This window comes from Leucobacter sp. UCD-THU (genome assembly GCF_000349545.1).
Taxonomy (GTDB): domain Bacteria; phylum Actinomycetota; class Actinomycetes; order Actinomycetales; family Microbacteriaceae; genus Leucobacter; species Leucobacter muris.
Window position 1 is genome coordinate 1 of record NZ_KB714599.1, and the last position, 5684, is coordinate 5684.

Sequence of the window (5684 nt, forward strand, 5' to 3'; positions counted from 1 at the left end):
TTAGACAGGTTGCTGTTCGGAAGGCTTTGGCTGGTACGGGTGGTGTCTGGTCTTTGAGAACTCAATAGTGTGCACTTGATTGTCATATGCCAATTATTTATCCCCGGCATCGGCTGTTTTGGTTGGTGTTGGAGATTCCTTTTTTGGATAACGAGATTGTCAGTAATGATGGTCTGTTGTCAGGTCAAACTCGCAGCTGGTTGCCTTATTCCGGTGGCTGGTCTGCATTGTTTTTTTACGGAGAGTTTGATCCTGGCTCAGGACGAACGCTGGCGGCGTGCTTAACACATGCAAGTCGAACGCTGAAGCCCGAGCTTGCTCGGGTGGATGAGTGGCGAACGGGTGAGTAACACGTGAGTAACCTGCCCATGTCTCTGGGATAAGCGCTGGAAACGGCGTCTAATACTGGATACGAGCATCCACTGCATGGTGAGGTGTTGGAAAGATTTATCGGACATGGATGGACTCGCGGCCTATCAGCTTGATGGTGAGGTAATGGCTCACCATGGCGACGACGGGTAGCCGGCCTGAGAGGGTGACCGGCCACACTGGGACTGAGACACGGCCCAGACTCCTACGGGAGGCAGCAGTGGGGAATATTGCACAATGGGCGCAAGCCTGATGCAGCAACGCCGCGTGAGGGATGACGGCCTTCGGGTTGTAAACCTCTTTTGTCAGGGAAGAAGCCTTCGGGTGACGGTACCTGGAGAAAAAGCACCGGCTAACTACGTGCCAGCAGCCGCGGTAATACGTAGGGTGCAAGCGTTGTCCGGAATTATTGGGCGTAAAGAGCTCGTAGGCGGCTTGTCGCGTCTGCTGTGAAAACCCGAGGCTCAACCTCGGGCCTGCAGTGGGTACGGGCAGGCTAGAGTGCGGTAGGGGAGATTGGAATTCCTGGTGTAGCGGTGGAATGCGCAGATATCAGGAGGAACACCGATGGCGAAGGCAGATCTCTGGGCCGCTACTGACGCTGAGGAGCGAAAGCATGGGGAGCGAACAGGATTAGATACCCTGGTAGTCCATGCCGTAAACGTTGGGAACTAGATGTAGGGCCTGTTCCACGGGTTCTGTGTCGTAGCTAACGCATTAAGTTCCCCGCCTGGGGAGTACGGCCGCAAGGCTAAAACTCAAAGGAATTGACGGGGGCCCGCACAAGCGGCGGAGCATGCGGATTAATTCGATGCAACGCGAAGAACCTTACCAAGGCTTGACATATACGAGAACACTGCAGAGATGCAGGACTCTTTGGACACTCGTATACAGGTGGTGCATGGTTGTCGTCAGCTCGTGTCGTGAGATGTTCGGTTAAGTCCGGCAACGAGCGCAACCCTCGTCCTATGTTGCCAGCACGTTATGGTGGGAACTCATGGGATACTGCCGTGGTCAACACGGAGGAAGGTGGGGATGACGTCAAATCATCATGCCCCTTATGTCTTGGGCTTCACGCATGCTACAATGGCCGATACAAAGGGCTGCGATACCGCGAGGTGGAGCGAATCCCAAAAAGTCGGTCTCAGTTCGGATTGGGGTCTGCAACTCGACCCCATGAAGTCGGAGTCGCTAGTAATCGCAGATCAGCAACGCTGCGGTGAATACGTTCCCGGGCCTTGTACACACCGCCCGTCAAGTCATGAAAGNCAAATCATCATGCCCCTTATGTCTTGGGCTTCACGCATGCTACAATGGCCGATACAAAGGGCTGCGATACCGCGAGGTGGAGCGAATCCCAAAAAGTCGGTCTCAGTTCGGATTGGGGTCTGCAACTCGACCCCATGAAGTCGGAGTCGCTAGTAATCGCAGATCAGCAACGCTGCGGTGAATACGTTCCCGGGCCTTGTACACACCGCCCGTCAAGTCATGAAAGTCGGTAACACCCGAAGCCGGTGGCCTAACCCCTTGTGGGAGGGAGCTGTCGAAGGTGGGACTGGTGATTAGGACTAAGTCGTAACAAGGTAGCCGTACCGGAAGGTGCGGCTGGATCACCTCCTTTCTAAGGAGCACTCGGCAGCTATGCTGTCGCAGAATGGTCAGATCATCACCGAATGTGTGGTGCTGGCCGCTCATGGGTGGAACATATGACAAGCAAGCCGGTTTGCTCGCCTGTGCTAGTACGCGGCGTCTTCCTTGTGGAGATGTTGCTGGAACGTGGGGGTGTGTGAGCGGGGTTGCGGCGAGTGCATACTATTGGGTCCTGGAGGACCAGCCGATCTGCCCCTTTGGTGGGGTGGGTGGACTGATTTCTTCTGGCCCGTTGTCATGGAACGTGTTGTCCATGGGGGCGGGATCGGCCGTACGTTGAGAACTACACAGTGGACGCGAGCATCTAGCCGACGTCAGTACAGGGTTCCTGCTTTTGGGTGGGAGTGTTGTGTTGGGGTTGGTTGATACTTTAATTTCATTGGTCGCACACCGGCCGCGGATCTTCGGGTTTGTGGGTGGTGTGTGTTTCGATAAATGCTTATGTGATTTCAAGTTTTTAAGAGCAAACGGTGGATGCCTTGGCATCTGGAGCCGAAGAAGGACGTAGTAATCTGCGATAAGCCTCGGGGAGCCGATAAACGGGCTATGATTCGAGGATTTCCGAATGGGGAAACCCCGCCAGGGCGCGTGCGTACCTGGTGACTCCCGCCTGAATATATAGGGCGGGTAGAGGGAACGTGGGGAAGTGAAACATCTCAGTACCCACAGGAAGAGAAAACAACATGTGATTCCGGTAGTAGTGGCGAGCGAACCCGGATGAGGCTAAACCGGTCGTGTGTGATACCTGGCAGGGGTTGCACGATCGGGGTTGCGGGACATGCCGTGAGGGGCTGCTGACCCTCGGACGTGAATGTGTAGCTATAGGAGAACCGCTTGGAACGGCGGGCCGGAGTGGGTGAGAGCCCCGTATCCGAAATGGTGGCACTGCGTGGTGTGTATCCCAAGTAGCACGGGGCCCGAGAAATCCCGTGTGAATCTGTCAGGACCACCTGATAAGCCTAAATACTCCCAGATGACCGATAGCGGACTAGTACCGTGAGGGAAAGGTGAAAAGTACCCCGGGAGGGGAGTGAAAGAGTACCTGAAACCGTTTGCTTACAATCCGTCGGAGCACCCTTGTAGGTGTGACGGCGTGCCTTTTGAAGAATGAGCCTGCGAGTTAGCGATACGTGGCGAGGTTAACCCGTGTGGGGTAGCCGTAGCGAAAGCGAGTCTGAATAGGGCGATTGAGTCGCGTGTCCTAGACCCGAAGCGAAGTGATCTATCCATGGCCAGGCTGAAGCGCGTGTAAGAGCGCGTGGAGGGCCGAACCCACTTAGGTTGAAAACTGAGGGGATGAGCTGTGGATAGGGGTGAAAGGCCAATCAAACTTCGTGATAGCTGGTTCTCTCCGAAATGCATTTAGGTGCAGCGTTGCGTGTTTCTTGCCGGAGGTAGAGCTACTGGATGGCCGATGGGCCCTACAAGGTTACTGACGTCAGCTAAACTCCGAATGCCGGTAAGTGAGAGCGCAGCAGTGAGACTGTGGGGGATAAGCTTCATAGTCGAGAGGGAAACAACCCAGATCGCCAACTAAGGTCCCAAAGCGTGTGCTAAGTGGAAAAGGATGTGGAGTTGCTGTGACAACCAGGAGGTTGGCTTAGAAGCAGCCACCCTTGAAAGAGTGCGTAATAGCTCACTGGTCAAGTGATTCCGCGCCGACAATGTAACGGGGCTCAAGCACACCACCGAAGTTGCGGCATTCAGCGTATAGACAAGCCTTCGTGGTTCAGTTCGTTGGATGGGTAGGAGAGCGTCGTGTGGCGAGTGAAGCGGCGGAGTGATCCAGTCGTGGATGCCACACGAGTGAGAATGCAGGCATGAGTAGCGAAAGACGGGTGAGAAACCCGTCCTCCGGAAGACCAAGGGTTCCAGGGTCAAGCTAATCTGCCCTGGGTAAGTCGGGACCTAAGGCGAGGCCGACAGGCGTAGTCGATGGACAACGGGTTGATATTCCCGTACCGGCGGTAAACCGTCAAAGACCTAACCAGTAGTGCTAAACAAACCAATGCTTGGACGGATCCTTCGGGTGATGTCCGGGTGGCGGCTGTGAACCCGAACTGGGGTGGTGAGCGTGAGGTGTGACGCAGGAAGGTAGCCAGTGCCGGGCGATGGTTGTCCCGGTGTAAGCGTGTAGCCCGAATCGGTTTAAGAGATCGGTTCTTTGGGTGAGACGCGATGCGGACCCGTATGGGGAAGCTGGTGATCCTATGCTGCCAAGAAAAGCATCGGCGCGAGGTTTGCTGTTGCCCGTACCCCAAACCGACTCAGGTGGTCAGGTAGAGAATACTCAGGAGATCGAGATAATCATGGTGAAGGAACTCGGCAAAATGCCCCCGTAACTTCGGGAGAAGGGGGGCCATCCACTTATTAGGACTTGCTCCGAAAGGGTGTGGTGGCCGCAGAGACCAGTGGGAAGCGACTGTTTACTAAAAACACAGGTCCGTGCCAACACGCAAGTGGACGTATACGGACTGACGCCTGCCCGGTGCTGGAAGGTTAAGAGGAGAGGTTAGAACTTCGGTTCGAAGCTTTGAATTTAAGCCCCAGTAAACGGCGGTGGTAACTATAACCATCCTAAGGTAGCGAAATTCCTTGTCGGGTAAGTTCCGACCTGCACGAATGGCGTAACGACTTCCCAGCTGTCTCCACCGTGAACTCGGCGAAATTGCAGTACGAGTAAAGATGCTCGTTACGCGCAGAAGGACGGAAAGACCCCGTGACCTTTACTACAGCTTGGTATTGGTGTTCGGTGTGGCTTGTGTAGGATAGGTGGGAGACTGTGAAGCTCGGACGCTAGTTCGGGTGGAGTCGTTGTTGAAATACCACTCTGGTCATATTGGATATCTAACTACGGACCCTGATCGGGTTCTGGGACAGTGCCTGGTGGGTAGTTTAACTGGGGCGGTTGCCTCCCAAAAAGTAACGGAGGCGCCCAAAGGTTCCCTCAACCTGGTTGGCAATCAGGTGGCGAGTGTAAGTGCACAAGGGAGCTTGACTGTGAGACTGACAGGTCGAGCAGGGACGAAAGTCGGGACTAGTGATCCGGCAGTGGCTTGTGGAAGCGCTGTCGCTCAACGGATAAAAGGTACCTCGGGGATAACAGGCTGATCTTGCCCAAGAGTCCATATCGACGGCATGGTTTGGCACCTCGATGTCGGCTCGTCGCATCCTGGGGCTGGAGTTGGTCCCAAGGGTTGGGCTGTTCGCCCATTAAAGCGGTACGCGAGCTGGGTTTAGAACGTCGTGAGACAGTTCGGTCCCTATCCTCTGCGCGCGTTGGAGATTTGAGAGGATCTGACCCTAGTACGAGAGGACCGGGTTGGACGGACCTCTGGTGTGCCAGTTGTTCTGCCAAGGGCATGGCTGGTTGGCTACGTTCGGGATGGATAACCGCTGAAAGCATCTAAGCGGGAAGCCGGCCTCGAGATGAGATCTCCGTACACCTTTGAGTGTGTGAGGCTCCCAGTAGATGACTGGGTTGATAGGCCAGATGTGGAAGCACGGCAACGTGTGGAGCTGACTGGTACTAATAAGCCGACGACTTGATAACACCCCGCAGCAGCATCCGGTTCCCGGGTGGTGTGAGCGGAAATACGCAATTAACGTAACGATGTATCGCGTCCACTTTGTGGTTCCCAACAGACGGCCCACAACCCCCACAC

The 5684-nt window shown here is 55.2% G+C and carries 2 rRNA genes; both read left to right on the forward strand.

Annotation, left to right across the window (positions count from 1 at the left end):
- Positions 1–234: 234 nt before the first annotated feature.
- Positions 235–1990: ribosomal RNA gene (locus H490_RS17675) — 16S ribosomal RNA — on the forward strand.
- A gap of 476 nt (positions 1991–2466) precedes the next feature.
- A 23S ribosomal RNA gene (locus tag H490_RS17680) occupies positions 2467–5572 on the forward strand.
- The 16S and 23S rRNA genes sit together here, the layout of an rRNA operon.
- Positions 5573–5684 lie beyond the last annotated feature (112 nt).